Genomic DNA, 17,350 nt, shown 5'->3' on the forward strand with positions numbered 1-17,350 from the left:
GTCGCCAGGCCGGTTGGCTCTGTGTCAGATGGTCTCCACTTTGCCGGAATAAACCTCGACGATATGTTTGTCTGCCGCCGCAGTCAGGGCGGCGATCTCGGCGTTTTGCGTGTCCGATAGAAAGCCCTGTTCGGGCGCCTCCCCAATCGCCTTGAGCGCGTGGTCGCGTGCAACGTCAAAGGCAGTACGGCGCCCGCTAGCCTCGTAGTCATCGCGGCCAATGCGTTGGAAAATCTCCGGCGTATGTTGATCGCGACAGCCCGCCACCGTGTGGTCGCTGTCCAGGAAATGACCGCCAACTGGCACCTTGAGCATCTCGCTAAAATTCAAGGTAGCGTCATCTATCTCTGGTACCTGCAGAAAGCGCCGCGCCATGCCGCCAAGTTCGTTGTCCAGCACGGCCTGAACCGGACAAAAAACGGTTGCGCATTCAAGCTGTCCAATGCCGCCCAGAATGTCCGCCCCGGACAGGGCCACGGTTTGCATCAGGAGCGCCCGCTCGGCCATGGACTGATGGTCAGAGTCCGGTGTGTCTGAGCCAGACCCATAGGTATGCGCCATCAGGCCAAAGCCCTGTTTTACCAGTTGGATCGACAGTGAGGCGGCTTGCATGGCCTCCACAGAGGATTGCAACGCGCTGCCGGTGCGCATGTCCAGCGCGAACATCAGCGGGGTTGCGATCACTGGCAGGCCCGGCGAGAGCACATGCGCCATGGTCACCATGCCCACAACCTCGGCCACAGCCATCACCGCAAGCGCGGCGGGCGAGAGAGGCGCGGTGCCGCCCGCGCTGGGCAGCGAGCAGGCGTGCACCGGGACGCCGTATTTCCCACAGGCGATGATCACCTCTGTGTCCATGTATTTGAACTCCAGGGGCGAGAAGGAGCAGGTGATTGTGCTGGTGGACGGGTTGGCGCGCAGGGCGTCCTCGCCACCAGCGGCAATGGCGGCGATTTTCAACAGGTAGTCGATGTTTTCCTTTTGATAGGGCTGCATCCACACGTGTTTATTTGTGTTGGCAGAAATGGCCGCGAAACTGTGGATGTCAGCGGTGACTTCGGGCACGCCATGCACAAAAGGATGCGCAATGAAACCCACTTGATCCAGCGTATTGGCAACGGCGGCGATTTCGCGGGCGGCGGTCAGGTCCATGTTGCGGTAGCTGGCATCGCGCGGATCGACATAGCCATGGCCACCGGTGCCGGTGCGCAGGATGAAGCCCCCGTCCCGACGCGGCACCTGCATGTCAAACTTCCGGTCTCGCCCTGCGAGAAGACAGTTTTTGGGGGTGGCGGCCAAAGCCTCTGCCACCATGGTGTGCGGCATTTTTAGGCGGCCCGCTTCAGCCCCCTCGATCGCACCGGCGCGCAACAGTGCGGCCTTGGCTTCGGGATGAACAATCATCACGCCATAGTCCGCCAACAGGTCCAGCACACGCCCTTTCAGGGTTGCCATGCGGTCGCTGTCGAGAAAGCCAAAATGTGCGCGCGGTCCAATCACATGCTCAAGCGAGAAGGCGTCTGCGGACGCTCGACTGACCGGAGGGAATTTGCGGCCGCGGCGTTTACGAGGAGTGGGGGGCTGGTCGGTGGGCATGATGTGTGCTCCTTGCAGAAGGGAAAGGGCACACACCGATTACGCTCACTGCCTGCCGACTTGAGCCGATTTAGTGTAGCATGGCGCGGCGATCCGCGCCAAATGCTTGTTTCGTTCAAGCGCGGTGCGCGCCATCCGCCAGAGATTTTACAAAAGCCAGCACCTCATCAACGGGTTTGCCCGCAGCGATTTGGCTGACAATGGCCGAGCCCACAACCGCGCCGTCGGCCACGGAGGCGATGTTTTCCGCTTTTTCCGGCGTGTTGATGCCAAATCCAACAATCACTGGCAGGTCTGTTTTGGATTTGATGCGGGCCACTTCTGGTCCAACATTGGTGGCCTCAGCTTCTGCAGAACCGGTGATGCCGGTGATCGAGACGTAGTACACAAAACCGGAGGTGTTTTGCAGAACCTTCGGCAGACGTTTGTCGTTTGTGGTTGGGGTTGCCAGACGAATGAAGTTCAGGCCCGCTGCCTGTGCTGGAATACACAGCTCGGCATCCTCTTCCGGCGGCAGGTCGACCACAATCAACCCGTCAATGCCAGCAAGCTTTGCATCCATCAAAAACCGGTCAACGCCGCGCGAATAGATCGGATTGTAGTAGCCCATCAACACAATTGGCGTGGTGTCATCAACACGTCGAAACTCTGTGGCAAGATCAAGAGTTTGTTCCATCGTCATGCCGCCATCAAGGGCCCGCTGTCCGGCCAGTTGAATGGTAGGGCCGTCCGCCATGGGATCGGTGAAAGGCAGGCCCAATTCGATGATGTCGACGCCTGCTGCGGGAAGACCTTTGATGATTTCAAGAGAGGTGTCGTAGTCGGGATCTCCGGCCATGACATAGGCCACAAAAGCCTTTTTGCCCTGCGCGTTAAGTTCGGCGAATTTGGCGTCGATACGTGTCATCGGCGGATCCTTACGTTTTGCTTCCTCTTCATGTGCCGGAAGGTGCGTGGGAAATCAATCCCACGCAAGCCGCTGCCTTGGATTGCGTTAAAATTTATGGTGATAGCGCAAGGTCAGCGTGTTGACGCCGGGATTGTGCGGGGACAGGGACGCGTTGGATTTGTGGCTGATCGCCAGCGAGAGTGAGGTGCTCTGCGTGAGTCGATAGCCCACGCCCAGCAGGCTGCGAAATTCCAGCGGTTGACCAAGATCGTTTTGTGAGGGGCCTTTGACAAACACCCCTGGCATCAGGCTGGCCTGCGCAAACCAGCGCTCGGTTATCTCGTAGGTGCCAGCAAGGCCGGCGCCGATAAAGACGTTGTCTTCAGTATCAAGGGCTGTCACGGCCCCAAAGGACACCGCAAGGGGGCCGTAGTGCCGAAACGGCGCGGAGATATATTCCAGCTCCACAGCGCTTGCATCAATCGCGCTGCCGTCAGAGTAATCGGCATAGCCTAAGCCAAGGGTGAGTTCTTGCGCAGAGAGGTGTGTGGACAGCAGCAAAGCTGCGCCCAGAGTGATCAGGGGTTTCATGGAGGTTTTGTCCAATTCAGAGTGGTCTTTGGCGGGACACGAAGCAGGACTTGGGGGGGGGGAATTCAGAAAAAAACCACCTCACGCAAAGGCTTGCGCCTTCGTGATCTAGAGGCGCCAAATTCGTGAGGTGACGTGAGTTTCTGTGAGCGGTGGGGAACTTGTCTGACTGGCAGGCGCAATGGGGAGTTGGTTTGGGCGCCTGAGCCCTTGAAATCAGGCCTGTGGTTCCGCTGGAATGGCACTGTTGGCTTGCGCCGAACCCATTCTCTGCCTAAGAGCGACACAAACCAGAGACAGGAGACCGGACATGGGTTTCAAGATGGGCATCGTCGGATTGCCAAACGTAGGCAAATCCACGCTCTTTAACGCGTTGACAAAAACCGCAGCGGCGCAGGCGGCAAACTTCCCGTTCTGCACCATTGAGCCCAACGTGGGTGAAGTGGGCGTGCCGGACGCGCGTTTGGACAAGCTGGCTGCGATTGCGCAGTCCAAGCAAATCATCCCAACCCGCATGACCTTTGTGGATATCGCCGGTCTGGTGAAAGGTGCGTCCAAAGGCGAAGGTCTGGGAAACCAGTTCCTTGCCAATATTCGTGAGACCGACGCGATTGCCCATGTGCTGCGCTGTTTTGAAGACGGCGACGTGACGCACGTGGACGGCCGGGTTGATCCGGTCGCGGATGCGGAAACCATTGAAACCGAGCTGATGCTGGCGGATCTGGAAAGCATCGAGAAGCGTCTTCAGGGCATAGTGCGCAAGGTGCGGGGTGGCGACAAAGAAGCGGTTCAGCAGGAGCGTTTGCTGAAAGCGGCGCAAGAGATGCTGGAAGACGGCAAACCTGCGCGTCTGGTCGAAGTTGACGAAGACGACGTCAAGGCCTGGAAAATGTTGCAACTCCTGAGCACCAAGCCGGTGCTTTATGTGTGTAACGTGGGCGAGGCTGAATCTGCTGAAGGCAACGCACACTCTGCCAAAGTGGCTGAGATGGCGGCGGCACAAGGCAACAGCCATGTGATCATTTCCGCGCAAATCGAAGAAGAGATCAGCCAGCTGGAAGATGATGAAGCCGTCATGTTCCTTGAGGAGATGGGCTTGCAAGAGGCTGGCCTCGACCGGCTCATCCGTGCGGGCTACGAGCTTTTGCATCTGGAAACTTACTTTACCGTTGGCCCAAAAGAGGCCCGCGCCTGGACCATCCGCCAGGGCACCATGGCGCCGCAGGCGGCAGGCGTGATCCACGGTGACTTTGAAAAAGGCTTCATCCGCGCCGAAACCATCGCTTATGACGACTACATTGCCTGTGATGGTGAAAGTGGTGCCAAGGAGGCCGGCAAGATGCGCGCAGAGGGCAAAGGTTACGAAGTGAAAGACGGCGACGTCATGCACTTCCTGTTCAACACCTAAACGGTTTTGCCCGATTGCAATTGAGAAAGCCCGCTGCGATGACAGCGGGCTTTTTGTTTGGGGGCTGGTGTAGGGCTACTTCAGCGCCCGTGCCAGAAATGCCTGGGTGTCAGGATGCTTTGGCGTGTCAAACAAGGCGCTCGGCGCGCCTTCTTCAATCACTTTGCCATCTTTCAGGAAGCAGACCTTGTCCGCCGCTTCGCGGGCGAACCCCATCTCATGGGTGGCCAACACCATGGTCATACCGCTGTCTTTGAGCAGGCGTAGAACGTCGAGCACTTCGCCCACCAGCTGCGGGTCCAGCGCAGAAGTGATCTCGTCAAACAACATCACTTCCGGCTTCATCGCCAAGGCGCGCACGATGGCCACGCGTTGTTGTTGCCCACCGGAGAGCTGATCCGGATAATGGTCCATGCGGTCCGCCAACCCAAAGCGTTTGAACAGCTCTGTGATCTCCGGACGCAGCGCGGCGCGGGATTTTTTGTAAACTCGGCGAGGTGCCAACATCACGTTTTCTGCCGCCGTCATATGCGGGAACAGGTTGTAGCTCTGAAACACCATGCCAATGCGGCGGCGCACCGGTTGCGGGTTCAGGCCGGGCAGTGAAATATCTTCGCCGTCCAACAGGATTTCCCCATCCTCGATGGTCTCCAGCAGATTGATACAGCGCAGGAGCGTGGATTTGCCTGCGCCTGAGGCACCAATCAGGCAAACCATCTGTCCTTCCTCAACCGCAAGGTCGATACCGTCACACACCGTGTTATCGCCAAAGCGTTTCTCAACACCTTTCAGGATGATCTTCGCCATCAGCTGCGCTCCCGGTTTTGCTTGGCCATGAGATAGTCGGCATAGCGGGTGGCCGGGATGGTCACGGCGAGGAAGATCACTGCGGCGCCCACATAAGGCGTGAAGTTCGCCAACAGCGATTTGAAGACACCGGCTTGGCGGAAAATTTCCACCGGGCCAATGAAGCTCAACAAGGCCACGTCTTTCTGCAGGGCGATGAACATGTTCATCTGCGCCGGGATCACGCGGCGGATGGCTTGCGGCAGGATGACATATCGCATGCTGTCTGCGTCTGACAGCCCCAAGGACTGCGCCGCAGAACGCTGGCTTTTGTGCACGCTTTCAATGCCGGAGCGAAATATTTCCGCCACATAAGCCGAGTAGGTCAGGATCAACGCCAGGGAGCCCCAAATGTAGGGAGAGTTCCACGGGCGCGGCAACCCAAGTCCGGGAATGCCAAAACCGATCAGGTAGACAGTCAAGACAACCGGCACGCCGCGGAAAATGTCGGTGTAGGCCGCGCCCAGAATGCGCAGGGGAAACAAGGCCGGGTTGCGGGTGTCGCGCGCGAGGGCGACTAACAGGCCAAGTATCACAATGGCCGGTGCGCTCCACAGGAAGATCGCCACGTCCAGCTTGAAAGCCTCAAGCAGCTTGGGGAAGGTTTTGGCAAAGACCTCCCAGTTGAAAAAACTGGCTTTGACCCGGTCCCATCCCGGTGCCATTGGCACAAGGATCACAACGGCCAAGAAAACGGCCAACGTGCTGCCGCCCGCGATCAGCATGGAGCGGCGGCGCAGGCGGTCTTCATAAATCTGGCGGCGGGTTTTTCCCGCCGCATTGGTCTTTGTCATGGTCTTTGATCAGCTTATTTGATCAGCGGCACACCGGTGGTTTCTTGAAGCCATTCTGCTTCAATCGCTGCCAACTTCCCGCTCTCGGTCAAGCTTGCGATAGCCTCATCGACACAGGTTTTCAAGGCGTTGCCTTCTTCCAGAAGCAGGCCAAAACGGTCAGGGTTTTCGGTGCGGTCCGCTGGGAACTGCCCAATCACGGAAGAGCCTTCGACCACAACGGCGCTCAGGTAGAGCGCGGTGGGCAGGTCAAAAAGCGCCGCGTCGATCTGGCCCGCCTGCATTGCGGCGGTTACATCGGCGTTGTCACCATAGAGCAGTGGCATGTCGTTTGGCCCAATCGTGTCCATCAGCACCGGCACGGCGGTGGTGCCACCCATCGCGCCCCATTTCAACGCTTTGAGCGCGTCCACGGTGGCGGCGGTGTCTTTGGCCTCCGCAGAGGCCAAGATCGCCATAGGTGCGGCATAGTAGGCGGAAGAGAAGTCGACCATCTTCTCGCGCTCTTCGGTGATGGAGAACTGCTGCAGGTTGAAGTCAAAGTCTTTTGGCCCCGGTTGGATCGCCTGATCAAAAGAAGAGCGCACCCAGGTGACTTTGTCTGCGCCAAAGCCCATTTCCTCGGCCACGGCGTAGGCCACAGCCGCTTCAAAGCCTTTGCCGCTTTCCGGTGCGTCGTCCATGACCCAAGGGTAGTAGGCCGGGTTGCCGGTGGCGACGGTCAACGTGCCCTCGGTCAGGGTTTTTCCATCGGCGCAATGGCCGGCCGCGAAGGCTGCTGATGTGGTCAAAGCGGTGAGTGCGGTGGCGGCAATAACTTTGTGAAACACGGTGAATTCTTCCCTTTTGAACTGTTTGGTCAAAACATGCTTGGGAAGGGGCGCGTTGTCCAGCCCAAGGGGGCGCAAAACGCCTGCCGAGAGCAGCGCGGAGCGGCTCAAGGGCAGTTCTAAGGCACCGCAAAGAAAAACGCCCCCGCAAATGCAGGGGCGTCTTCAGTTGTTTGGTTCAGATCAGTTGTTGGAGGCCAACTGTTCCGGCAGGCGGAAGGTCCAGAGCGTGCCACCTTGGTTGAGGTAGTTCACTTTCTTGGCCACTTCGCCGCCCCAGAGTGGCACCGCGCCACCCCAGCCGGAGATGATGGTGATGTATTGCTCACCATCCTGCTCCCAAGTGATTGGTTGGCCCACGATGCCGGAGCCGGTTTGGAAGGACCACAGCTCTTCGCCGGTCTCGTCGTCAAAGGCGATGAACTTGCCTTCCGGCGTACCGGTGAACACAAGGCCACCCGCCGTGGTCATCACGCCGCCCCACAGAGGTGCATCGTTTTTGAATTCCCATTTGATGTCGCCGGTGTCCGGATCAATCGCTTTCAGGCTGCCGATGTGGTCTTCGTAGTTCGGCTTGATGGTGAAGCCCGCCCCCAGATAGGCGGCGCCTTTCTTGTAGGTGATCGGCTCGTTCCAGATGTCCATGCCCCATTCGTTGGATGGCACATAGAAGTTGCCGGTGCGCTGTGAATACGCCATCGGCATCCAGTTTTTGCCGCCCAGGAAAGATGGCGAGGCAAAGACCACGTCGCCTTTCTTGCCGTCAGCCGCACCTGCCGGATTGCCCGGACGGTTTTCTTCGACAAAGATCGGACGACCGGTGTCGTCGATGCCTTCCGCCCAGCTGATGTCTTTCACAAAGGGGGTGGCGGAGACAAAAGCGCCGTCTTCGCGGTTCAGAACGTAGAAGAAGCCGTTGCGGTCGGCGGTGGCAAAGCGCTTGTTGCCGGCACGGTCTGTGTAGGCCACCACCTCGTTCACGCCGTCATAATCCCAACCCTCGCGCGGGGTGGTCTGGAAGTGCCATTTGATTTCGCCGTTGGCGGGATCGATGCCAATGCGGGATGCAGCATACAGGTTGTCACCGGTATTGCCTTCTTTTGGCTCGCCCGCATCACGCAGCCAGCTGTTCCATGGGGCCGGGTTGCCCGCGCCAAACACCAGCGTGTCGGTGTCGATGTCATACGACCCGCCAAGCCAGGTTGCGCCGCCGCCGGTTTTCCACATGTCACCAGGCCAGGTGGCGTTCAACGTGCCGGTCATGGTGCTTTCTTCGCCGTTCAGCGTGCCCATGTGGCCTTCGATCACCGGACGGGTCCAGACCAACTCGCCGGTCTCTGCGTCGCGTGCCTGCACTTCGCCGATGATGCCAAACTCACCACCGGAGTTGCCGGTCACCACAAGGCCATTCACGATCAGCGGTGCCGCCGTGTAGCTGTAGCCCGCTTTATAGTTGGCGATCTTCTTGTTCCAGACCGTGTCACCGGTCTTGGCATTGAGTGCCACAATCCGCGCGTCCAACGTGCCGAAATAGATGTTGTCGCCATAGATCGCCGCGCCCCGGTTTACCACGTCACAGCAAGGCAGAATGCCTTCCGGCAAGCGCGCGTCATACTGCCAGAGCTCTTCGCCGGTCTTCACATCAATCGCATACATGCGCGAGTATGACCCGGTGATATACATCACGCCATCATGCACAATCGGTTGAGTTTCCTGCCCGCGCTGTTTCTCTCCGCCAAGAGAGAAGGCCCAAGCCGGCACCAGATTTTTGATGTTGTCCTTGTTGAGTGTGTCGAGGGGGGAATAGCGTTGCAGATGCCGCCCCATGCCATTGGTCAACACGTCGCCTGTGGAGGCGGTGTCATTGGCCAGCATTTCTTCCGTGACGCCGGTGCCGTGCCCGTCCGCAGTGGCAGCGGTTGCCAGCAGGCTGGCGGTCACCGCCAATACAAATTTGTTCATCATTGAGTATCCTCCCAAAACTGTCCTTTGGGCGCCGGTCCATTGGGGAGCGTTTTTCGCAGGGACACATTCCACCCGCCGCAAGTATTCGCTCAATGGGAGTGCTGAGATATTGCACAATGGTCGTACGACCCAAGCGGGCTTGACAGAACCCTTGCGACTTTGGTCGGAGAACGACTCGCTCAAAGGGGCGGTTTTCAGCTTTTGGTTGAGTGATTTTTCCGCCGTTTAAGCCACTGACCTACTGCGCACTGGCCTTTGGTCGTATTTCGACAATCCTTCCGACTGGTAGATTTGTTGTCCAAAGAGGAGGCGACCATGACATTTATGAAAACGCTGGGCGGCGCGCTTGCGGCTGTGGTGCTCACCACCACCGCCTGGGCTGAAACACCGGTTTTGAAGGCGTCGGTTTTGAAGTTTGGCACTGTGAACTGGGAGCTGAACACCATCAAGCACCACGGCTTTGACGCGGCCAATGGGTTTGATCTGGAGGTTCAGGGCGTGGCCGGTGGCTCTGCGGCCAAAGTGGCCTTTCAAGGGGGCGAAGCGGATGTGATTGTCTCCGACTGGCTTTGGGTCGCACGCCAGCGCGCCGCGGGGAAAGATTATGTGTTTATTCCATATTCCAAAGCGGTTGGTGGCGTCATGGTTGGCAAAGACAGCAGCGCACAAAGTCTGGCAGATCTCAAAGGGCAGAAGATTGGCATTGCCGGTGGTCCTTTGGACAAAAGCTGGCTGATTCTGCAGGCTTATGCAGCCAAGACCCATGGTCTGGACCTGGAGGCTGAGACCGAACAGGTGTTTGGCGCACCGCCTTTGATCTTCAAGTCTGCTTTGTCCGGCGAAGTGGGCGCAGCAATCAATTTCTGGCATTTCCTCGCCAAAATGGAAGCTTCTGGCATGCGCAAATTGGTGGATGTGTCGCAGGCGGCCTCCGCGCTTGGGCTGGATCCAAACACGCCGCTTCTGGGCTATGTGGTGAAAGGCGACCTTGTGCGTGAAAATCCGGAACTGGTGAATGGTTTGGCGGCGGCGAGTCGCTCTGCCAAGGAGCTTCTGGCCTCAAATGATGCAGAGTGGGACCGCTTGCGCGACAGGATGAAAGCTAAGACAGATGCGCAGTTTGAAGCGCTCAAAGCGGGCTTCCGCGCAGGCATTCCTGCCCCCGGTCCGGTCGACGAAGCCGCCGCCGCGCGCATGTTGGAGCTTATGGTGGACCTTGGCGGTGAAGACCTGATGGGCAAAGCGCAAGCGCTTCCGGACGGCACCTTTCTGAGCAGCGGCAGTTAAGTGACCGAAAACGCCGCAAACCTGACAAGCCCGCCCGGCACAGCACCGGGCGGGAAAGCTGTTTTGGACCTATGCGTGGCGCGGTTTGGTCGCGGCGAAACTCCAATCCTTGCGGAGATGGCGCTAACACTGAAGCAGGGGGAGACGCTTGTTTTGGTCGGTCCATCAGGTGTTGGCAAAAGCACGTTGCTGCGGATCATCGCAGGCTTGGAGGCAGCGTTTGACGGGCGATGCCAAATTGATGGCAAGGTCTCCATGGTGTTTCAAGAGCCAACCCTGCTGCCGTGGCGGTCCGTGCGCGACAACCTGTGTATTGTTGCTGATCTGGAGCCAAGGGAGGTGGACACGCTGCTGGCGGAAGTTGGTCTGGGCGGGCGAGGGGATGATTTCCCTGGTCAACTCTCACTAGGCCAGCAGCGACGCCTGTCGTTGGCCCGTGCTTTGGCAGTTCGCCCCGGCCTGCTATTGATGGACGAGCCTTTTGTGTCGCTCGATCCGGCGCTGGTTGAGGACATGATGACGCTGTTTGCACGGCTGCGGGGTGCACACGGGCTCACCACAATTCTGGTGACCCATTCCATGGAAGAGGCCCGCGCCTTGGGCAGCCGCATTGTCACCTTGGGCGGCAGCCCGGCACGCATTGTTGCGGACGTTCAGAACGCCGGCGCGTATTTCCAGTTATCCGCATCCGGAGTGATTTCCTCCAGATCATAACCGGCGCCTTGCAGGCGGCGGGCAATCTTCAGCCCGTCTTGCGCAGCTTCGTCGACCAGGTGCCGTCCTAAAGCGTCGTCCTGAGATACCCCATGGCCGCGCATCAAGGCGATGCCGTAGTTGAACTTGCCCACCGGGTCGCCAAGCTCAGCCGCGCGGCGATCCCATTCGGCAGCTGCATCGGGGTTGTACTCTCCGCCAAGGCCATTGTTGTCGAGTTGCCCCATCCAGGTCATCGCACCGGTGTAGCCGTCTTCTGCGCAGGTCTGAAATAACGTGCGCGCGGCTCCGTGTTGTCCTTCTTTGGTCAACCCGTAGCCCATTGAGCAAAGCACCATGCCGCTTTCACCGCGTTCGGCCCGCTCGACAAAGGACTTCAAACTCATTTCGTCAGGGTTCAACGCGCCCAGCTCTGGAGCAGTCTCAGCAAAAGCCGGGGCGGCGGATACAATCAAAATCGCTACAACGTGTCTCATGGTTGCATCTTAGCAGAGCGGTTCGCGCAAATCATGGGCGCTATGGTCGTAGGAAATGTCAGCGTTTGCGACCTATTCCGGAGCGCGCCGGGGCGTACCCCCAAAGCGCCAAGGCCGTGAACACTGCCGCTGAGGCAACGGTCCAGGCCAAGGCGGTCAGGTTGAGCTGCCCATAAAGCGCGAAGCGGATCAATTCCACTGCGTGGGTGAACGGATTGAGCGCGCAAATGTCGTGCAGAAGCGTGGAACTCTCTGCCATTTTCCACAGCGGATAGAGCGCTGAGGACAGGAAAAACATGGGAAAGATCACAAAGTTCATCACCCCTGCAAAGTTCTCCAGCTGTTTGACAAAGCTGGACAACACAAGTCCAAGCGCCCCCAACATGATGCCCGCCACCAGCAAGGCAGGCAGCACCGCGACATAGCCCATTGGTGGTATGGTGATGTCAAAACCGGCGGCAATGGCGAGGAAGACGTAGACTTGTAAGATGGAGATCCCGGTGGAGCCCACAATCTTGCAAAACAGCAGCCAACCGCGCGGCAAAGGCGAGGTCAACAGCAGTTTCATCGAACCCATCTCGCGGTCATACACCAGCGACAAAGAAGACTGCATGCCGTTGAACAAAAGGATCATGCCGCACAGGCCGGGCACGATATAGGTCTCATAGGTGATGTAGGTTTGATATGGCGGGATGATCGACAGGCCAAGCGCGGCGCGAAACCCGGCGGCAAAGACCAACAGCCAGACCAAGGGACGCACCAGCGCGGCGACAAAGCGTTCGCGTTGGTGCACAAAGCGTAAGGCCTCGCGCAGCACAATGGCGCGCAGGGATGTGAGATAGGGGCTCATGCGGCAGCTCCGGTGAGTGACAGAAACCGCTCTTTCAGGGAGTATTCTCCGCCGATGGAGGCCGCGTCCCCTGTGGCAAGAACGCGGGATTTGTGCAGGATCACAAGGTCATCCTGTACGGCGACCTCATCGGTCAGATGGGTGGCCCAGAGCACGGTTTTGCCATCCTCAGCCAGCTGATGCGCATAGGCTGTGATTGCCTGTCGTGTGGCGGCATCCAGCCCGACGGTTGGCTCATCGAGCAGCAGCACTGCCGGATCATGGATCAAAGACCGCGCAATCTCTGCCCGTCGCCGGTGACCTCCGTTCAGCGTGCGGGCTTTTTCACCTGCCCGCTCCCGCATGTCGAGACGGTCGAGTGCCGCGTCGATCCGGTGCCGCGCCTTGCGCCCGGCCAAGCCATGCAGTGCGGCAAAATAGGAGAGGTTCTGCTGCACCGACAGATCAAGGTCCAAGGTGGTCTGTTGAAACACAATACCCAGATGCCCAAGCGCGGCGCGTGGATGGCGGGCAAGGTCGTGCCCCGCGACCTCGATCTGTCCGCCATGTGGCGTGAACAGGCGGGTCAGAAGATTGAACAGCGTTGACTTTCCCGCGCCATTGGGGCCAAGCAGGGCGCAAAACCGGCCTTGAGCGACGTGGAAGCTCACGCCGCTCAAAGCCTGTTTCGAACCGTAGGCATAGGTCAGATTGGTGACCGCCAGCCCACTCATTTAATGGTGATGTCCAGCCGCTGGGTCTCGCCCGTGGTGCCCGGAATTTTGATGTAGTATTGGCCCGGCTTGATCGCGACAAAGCCAATTTCCATCTCGCCGGCTTCGTCAAACTCCACGCTGTCGAGACCAAGCGGGCGGATTTCCAAGCCTTCAATCACAATCTCATCAATCCAGATCGCGCGGAAGAATTCAGGTCCCACCAACGCCAATTCCTGACTGCCGTCACCCTGAATTTCAAACTCGTAGTAGGTGCCGGAGGTCAGCTCCCAGGGGGCGGCAGAAATCGGCTCGCCTGCAGACAGGATGATCGGCGGCAGGTCTTCTTTGTTTTTGCCAGACAGCAGCCCCGCCGCGCCAAAGCCTGCGTCATCGTCGTCATCATCTGCAAATGCGGCCAGGGGCGCGGCTGCAACCAAGGCGCTGAGGGCGCAAGTGGCCAAGGTGCGGCGAATGGAATTGGGCATAAATCTCTCCTGTTGGTATTCTTTTGATTAAGATGCGGGGCGGTAGGCGGCGCCCCAAGGGAAGCGGCCCACTTTGATGGTCTTGACGGGCTTGCGCGAGGCCACGTCGATCACGGTCACATCGCCGGATACGCCGTTGGTGGTGAACAGCTGCGAGCGGTCTTCGTTGAACGCCATATGCCAGACACGGCGGCCCACCAGAATGTAGTCTTCCACCTCGTAGGTGTCGGCATTGACCACGGCGACGTGGTTGGACGGCCCAAGCGCCACAAAGGCGTGGGTGTCGCCAGCGGTGAATTCAAAACCCACGGGCTGCACGCGGTCAGGGTGAACGCCCTGCACCTCAAAGGAAATCTTGCCTTTTTCCGCCTGTGTGTCGCGGTCAAACACCGTAACAGTGCCGCCAATTTCCGAACTCACCCACATCTCGCTGCCGCCTTTGACAAACTCGGCGTGACGCGGGCGGCTGTCGACCAGCGTGTTGGCAAACAGCTTCTGTGTTTCGGTGTCGATCCAATGCGCCATGTTGGTGGTTTCGGATGTGGTGATCGCAACCTTGCCGTCTGGTGAGACCGCCATGCCTTCCGGTTCCACGCCCACGTCGATCTGCGCAATCACCTTGCGGGTTTCCGTGTCCACCACGGTGGTGATCGCGTCATCTTCGTTGGCGATATAGAGGTGACGATCATTGGGGTGCAGCACAAATTGTTCCGGGTCCTCGCCGGACGGCAGATCATGCAGGATCTTACCGGTGGCCGGGTCCATCACTTGCACCGCATCGCTGTCAGACGCACAGATGTAGACGCGCGAGTAATCCTTGGAGAAGGTGATGCCACGAGGGCGCTCGCCGGTCTCATAGGTTTTGATGACTTCCAGCGTTTCGGTGGAAATCACCGACACCGTGTCGTCTTTCTCATTGGTGACCCAAATCTCTCCGGCATAGGCCGGGGTGGCAAGTAGGGTGGCAAGGGCGACGGTGCGGATCATTTGAAGGCCTCACATTTGCTTTCGGGGCGGTCGAGCCCAAGGCTGTCTAACTCGTTGGAATGATGTAAAAATCTTTCCAGTGGCGCGGTGGCGACCAATGCGCGCGGATGGGCCAGAGCGATGGGCTGGCGCAGTTGACCGTTCCAGTCGCGATAGGTCAGGGGGCGGCCTTTGAAACCGGCCAACTCAAACTGGTCGGACAGGATGTAGTCCCTAAGCGTTGCCGGTTCGGTGCTGTTGGTGCGGGTCAGAGCCTCGCCCAGGGTGCGCACGGCGGCCCAACCAGCGTAGTCCTGCGCCAGCATTTTGCGGCCGTTTTGTTCTTCAAACCGGGATTGCAACTGCGCCGCGCCCCATTGTTCGATCACCGGTGACCACGTCACGGCGCTTAACCCCTCAGAGCCGACCACCGGACGGGCTTCCCATGTGTTGTATTGCACATAGCGGCCAAAATCATGCACCTCATCCGCCACAACCAGCGCGTCGTAGTCACCAAACTCTTGCGTAAACAGAGGCACTTCCTGCGCCGCATTGCGCCGCATGTCGGCCTCAAAGCCCCAGGGTTTTTCCGCCTCAAGATCCAAGCCAAACTTGGTCAGGGAGTGGCGCATGGCCTCTGCATAGGCCTGATCCACCGGGTGTTGTCCGGTGACCATCACCAGTTCGTCCCAGCGTTTGCTGACAAAAAACTGCGCCAAGGCGTCGGTGCGCATCGCGTCTGACGGCAGGCTGTGCAGCAGGTTGGCGCGACAGTCCGTGTTGCGAAGAGACAAGTCTCCGGCAGCGGCGTTAAACAGGATGGCGTCTTTGGCTTCGGGCAGGTCTGCAATCTGCAACAGAACCTCCGGTGCTGCATCAATCACCAGATAAGGTGCATAGGTGAGCATGCCACGTGCCGCCTCCAGCGCGTCGCCGTCGTCGGCCACCACCGCGCTTTCCAACACATAGGTTTGCCCCAGAAACTTGCCAGTGGTCAGGTTGTCCTGCAATCCGGTCAAGGCTCCGGCCAGCCCAATGTCTTCGGGTACGGGGTCCAGATTGGACAGGGTGGGCGGCGCGGGCTGCTCTACGGTGAGGTAGCCAATTTTCAGTTCCATCTCGGCCAAAGCAGTATTGGCGATACAAAGAGCTGAGATCGCGCATAAGGAGAGTGATCTTGTGGTCTTGAACGTCATGGGGTGACCCTAGCGGGCGGTCACGGTCTCACGAATAAGACTTTGGTCGTGAATGGGGCGAAGTCCAACCAAAGTCCAATATCGAGTGTGGATGCGCCTGTCGTAGACCTGATGAAACGGACCCGAGACATCAGGGAGGAACACGATGTCCAGACCCCATTTCTTCACCCGCGTCATGACCACAGGCGCCTTGCTGGCCGCTGGATCACTGGCAAATGCACATGGCGACGTGAGCCCACAGGCTGTGGATACAGCCGGATTGCCGGAGGTTGGCGAGGAGTGGCTGACCGAAAATCCGTATCGTGCGGAGGCGGCGGGAGAGGAGACCTGGCTGCGCGCAATCGAGATTGGGGCGTCCGGTTACAACCAGAACTGCGCCCGTTGCCATGGGCTGGAGGTTGTGTCCGGCGGGCTTGCACCTGACCTGCGCTACCTTGAGGCGGAGGAATATGGCGATGAATGGTTCATCGAACGCTTCCGCACTGGATACACGCAAAACGGTATTACAAAAATGCCCGCGTTTGGCGAATTGCTGGGCCAGGAAGCGGCCTGGGCCATCCGTACCTATGTCGAAGCCCGCCCGGATGACGGCGCGATTGATGACTTCTCCGACGAATTGAAAGCTCTGCGCGATCAGTTTGGCACCTATGCCCAATCGACCGATGGTGCCGACGCTGATGCCATCAAACAGCGCCTGACAGAGATCGCTGAAGGCATTGAGACCGGCTCAGGTGCGCCGGTGGCCGACAGCGTGGCTTTGCGTGCGGCTCGCGCCATTGACGGATCTGCGCAGGCCTATGCAACCGCCGCAGAAATCTTGACCATTGGCCTGTCTGCCGCAAACTAACGCATGGCTTTCAAACACACTTTTCTGACCGCTGTCGCCCTCACCTTGGTGGGGGCGGTTGCAGTTCATGCCGCTGATCCCTGCGCGGATCACGTGCCTCAGGCAAAACCCCAGAATGTCGGGCGCGACATCGTTGGGCAGGAACTGGATGTCATTCAGGATCGCGGCCACATGTTGTTTGCGGTCTATGAGGACTACCCGCCCTACAGTTGGGAGGAAAAAGGCAAGCCACGCGGTGTGGACGTGGAAATCGCGCGCATTATCGCCGAAGATCTGGGCGTGGAGGCGCGGTTCAACTTTGTCGCGGCGGACGAAAACCTCGATGGCGATCTGCGCAACAACATCTGGAAAGGTCCGCTGATCGGCGGACGTGTGTCTAATGTGATGATGCGTGTACCCTATGACAGCGCCTTTAAGTGTCGTGTAGAGCAGGTGGTCTTCACCGGACAATACGCGGGCGAAAGCATCGCCATTGCCTATGACAAGGCGTCTTATCCGGATGCGGACGACAAACCCATCCCGGCCTATTTCCGATATGACACGGTGGGGGTGGAGAACGACTCGATCTCCGACTTCTACCTGTCGGGCTTTGTTGGTGGGCAGCTGCAATCCAATATTCGCCACTATGACACGACCGTGGATGCCATGGCCGGACTGGCGCAGGGCGAAGTCATGGCTGTCATGGGGCCGTTGAACGCGCTGGAGCATGGGTTGGCCGACAGTTCCGATGTGCACCAACCACCTCTGGCAGGCTTTGCAGTGAGCAAATGGACGCTGGGTGTCGCGGTGAATTTCCGCTATCGGCCGCTGGCCTATGCGGTGGATGACGCGATCAACTACGCGCTGCAGGACGGGCGCATTGCCAAGATCTATGCTGACTACGGCCTGACGCATCTACCGCCGGAACGGTAGCGG

Annotated in this window: 18 protein-coding genes; 5 read left to right on the forward strand and 13 right to left on the reverse strand. The window is 58.9% G+C overall.

Annotated elements, in window-relative coordinates:
• Positions 1-24: 24 nt before the first annotated feature.
• The 3 genes from Q0955_RS00370 to Q0955_RS00380 all read right to left on the reverse strand — a co-directional run bounded on the left by Q0955_RS00370 (position 25) and on the right by Q0955_RS00380 (position 3,076).
• Complete coding sequence (locus Q0955_RS00370) at positions 25-1,596, reverse strand: trimethylamine methyltransferase family protein (RefSeq protein ID WP_299418617.1); 1,572 nt, start codon at positions 1,594-1,596, stop codon at positions 25-27.
• Positions 1,597-1,711: 115 nt separating this feature from the next.
• On the reverse strand, positions 1,712-2,503 hold the full coding sequence (trpA, locus tag Q0955_RS00375) for a tryptophan synthase subunit alpha (RefSeq protein WP_299418619.1): 792 nt from the start codon (positions 2,501-2,503) through the stop codon (positions 1,712-1,714).
• An 87-nt stretch (positions 2,504-2,590) separates the two neighbouring features.
• Complete coding sequence (locus Q0955_RS00380; protein WP_299418621.1) at positions 2,591-3,076, reverse strand: acyloxyacyl hydrolase; 486 nt, start codon at positions 3,074-3,076, stop codon at positions 2,591-2,593.
• Between the two features lie 310 nt (positions 3,077-3,386).
• On the opposite strand from Q0955_RS00380, the gene ychF reads away from it, so the two are divergent.
• Positions 3,387-4,484 (forward strand): redox-regulated ATPase YchF, encoded by a 1,098-nt coding sequence (ychF, locus tag Q0955_RS00385; RefSeq protein ID WP_299418623.1) that lies wholly within the window; start codon positions 3,387-3,389, stop codon positions 4,482-4,484.
• Positions 4,485-4,559: 75 nt separating this feature from the next.
• Here the strand turns inward: ychF and Q0955_RS00390 are convergent, their stop codons facing one another.
• The 4 genes from Q0955_RS00390 to Q0955_RS00405 form a co-directional block, all read right to left on the reverse strand.
• Entirely contained in the window at positions 4,560-5,291 is a 732-nt protein-coding gene (locus Q0955_RS00390) for an amino acid ABC transporter ATP-binding protein (RefSeq protein WP_299418625.1), read from the reverse strand.
• The gene (locus Q0955_RS00395) at positions 5,291-6,124 is read right to left on the reverse strand and encodes an amino acid ABC transporter permease (protein WP_299418627.1); all 834 of its coding nucleotides are present in this window, start codon (positions 6,122-6,124) and stop codon (positions 5,291-5,293) included. The genes Q0955_RS00390 and Q0955_RS00395 overlap by 1 nt, the downstream gene beginning before the upstream one ends.
• A 14-nt stretch (positions 6,125-6,138) precedes the next feature.
• Positions 6,139-6,954 carry an ABC transporter substrate-binding protein gene (locus tag Q0955_RS00400; RefSeq protein ID WP_299418629.1) on the reverse strand — a complete coding sequence of 272 codons (816 nt, stop codon included), beginning with the start codon at positions 6,952-6,954 and terminating at the stop codon, positions 6,139-6,141.
• A 183-nt stretch (positions 6,955-7,137) separates the two neighbouring features.
• Positions 7,138-8,916, reverse strand: a complete 1,779-nt coding sequence (locus tag Q0955_RS00405) for a PQQ-dependent methanol/ethanol family dehydrogenase (RefSeq protein ID WP_299420984.1) — start codon at positions 8,914-8,916, stop codon at positions 7,138-7,140.
• Between the two features lie 327 nt (positions 8,917-9,243).
• Between Q0955_RS00405 and Q0955_RS00410 the strand changes: the two genes are divergently transcribed.
• Together Q0955_RS00410 and Q0955_RS00415 are read left to right on the forward strand one after the other, a co-directional pair.
• Positions 9,244-10,206, forward strand: a complete 963-nt coding sequence (locus Q0955_RS00410) for an ABC transporter substrate-binding protein (protein ID WP_299420986.1) — start codon at positions 9,244-9,246, stop codon at positions 10,204-10,206.
• Entirely contained in the window at positions 10,207-10,920 is a 714-nt protein-coding gene (locus Q0955_RS00415) for an ATP-binding cassette domain-containing protein (protein WP_299418631.1), read from the forward strand. It abuts the gene before it with no gap.
• On the opposite strand, the gene Q0955_RS00420 is transcribed toward Q0955_RS00415, so the two are convergent.
• The 6 genes from Q0955_RS00420 to Q0955_RS00445 are packed head-to-tail and all read right to left on the reverse strand — an operon-like array spanning position 10,860 to position 15,510.
• Positions 10,860-11,396, reverse strand: coding sequence for a tetratricopeptide repeat protein (locus Q0955_RS00420; protein WP_299418633.1), 537 nt, complete (start codon positions 11,394-11,396; stop codon positions 10,860-10,862). The genes Q0955_RS00415 and Q0955_RS00420 overlap by 61 nt on opposite strands.
• 58 nt (positions 11,397-11,454) lie before the next feature.
• Positions 11,455-12,246: an ABC transporter permease gene (locus Q0955_RS00425; protein ID WP_299418636.1), complete on the reverse strand. Its 792-nt coding sequence runs from the start codon at positions 12,244-12,246 to the stop codon at positions 11,455-11,457.
• A complete protein-coding gene (locus tag Q0955_RS00430) occupies positions 12,243-12,959 on the reverse strand; it encodes an ABC transporter ATP-binding protein (protein ID WP_299418638.1) in 717 nt (238 codons plus the stop codon). The genes Q0955_RS00425 and Q0955_RS00430 overlap by 4 nt, the downstream gene beginning before the upstream one ends.
• Positions 12,956-13,426, reverse strand: a complete 471-nt coding sequence (locus Q0955_RS00435) for a hypothetical protein (RefSeq protein ID WP_299418640.1) — start codon at positions 13,424-13,426, stop codon at positions 12,956-12,958. The genes Q0955_RS00430 and Q0955_RS00435 overlap by 4 nt, the downstream gene beginning before the upstream one ends.
• A gap of 27 nt (positions 13,427-13,453) precedes the next feature.
• Positions 13,454-14,413 carry a YVTN family beta-propeller repeat protein gene (locus Q0955_RS00440; protein ID WP_299418642.1) on the reverse strand — a complete coding sequence of 320 codons (960 nt, stop codon included), beginning with the start codon at positions 14,411-14,413 and terminating at the stop codon, positions 13,454-13,456.
• On the reverse strand, positions 14,410-15,510 hold the full coding sequence (locus Q0955_RS00445; RefSeq protein ID WP_299418644.1) for an ABC transporter substrate-binding protein: 1,101 nt from the start codon (positions 15,508-15,510) through the stop codon (positions 14,410-14,412). Before Q0955_RS00445 ends, Q0955_RS00440 begins: the two co-directional genes overlap by 4 nt.
• A gap of 253 nt (positions 15,511-15,763) precedes the next feature.
• Here Q0955_RS00445 and pedF point away from each other — a divergent pair, with 253 nt between their 5' ends.
• Complete coding sequence (pedF, locus tag Q0955_RS00450; RefSeq protein ID WP_299420989.1) at positions 15,764-16,435, forward strand: cytochrome c-550 PedF; 672 nt, start codon at positions 15,764-15,766, stop codon at positions 16,433-16,435.
• Between the two features lie 3 nt (positions 16,436-16,438).
• Positions 16,439-17,347, forward strand: a complete 909-nt coding sequence (locus tag Q0955_RS00455) for a transporter substrate-binding domain-containing protein (RefSeq protein WP_299418645.1) — start codon at positions 16,439-16,441, stop codon at positions 17,345-17,347.
• Positions 17,348-17,350 lie beyond the last annotated feature (3 nt).

It is taken from the genome of uncultured Shimia sp., assembly GCF_947493595.1.
In the GTDB taxonomy this organism is placed as follows: Bacteria; Pseudomonadota; Alphaproteobacteria; order Rhodobacterales; family Rhodobacteraceae; genus Shimia.